The sequence below is a fragment of the Pseudoalteromonas sp. SIMBA_162 genome (assembly GCF_046535955.1).
Taxonomy (GTDB): Bacteria; Pseudomonadota; Gammaproteobacteria; order Enterobacterales; family Alteromonadaceae; genus Pseudoalteromonas; species Pseudoalteromonas marina.
This window is the reverse complement of sequence record NZ_JAWJBQ010000678.1, coordinates 1-258: the sequence shown is the minus strand read 5'-3', so window position 1 is coordinate 258 and position 258 is coordinate 1. Positions and strand designations below refer to the sequence as shown.

The following is a 258-nucleotide window of genomic DNA, read 5'->3' as shown; positions in this document are numbered from 1 at the left end:
AGGGTCGCATGCTCATGGGCGATGAGTGCATCGCGCACAACGCCGACGCTGTGCGTGTTGGTGGTGGCAATGGCTGTCGTCAACAGGCCCGCCTCACGAATCCACTCCAGGCCTGTGGCGTCGCCATTGCCATTGAGCACGTGGCAGCCGGCAAAGCACGGTTGATGGCGCGCCGGGCCTTCGCGGGGCTCGATGACACTGACACCGGTGCGTACAGGCTTGCCGTTATGGTGCTTGTCCAGGGTGGCGTGGCCAACC

General features: G+C 64.7%; 1 protein-coding gene. It reads right to left on the bottom strand.

What is annotated here, in order from left to right; all coding sequences use genetic code 11:
* On the bottom strand, positions 1–258 hold a 258-nt coding region (locus tag R0J88_RS21385), incomplete at both ends, for a P1 family peptidase (RefSeq protein ID WP_410901083.1).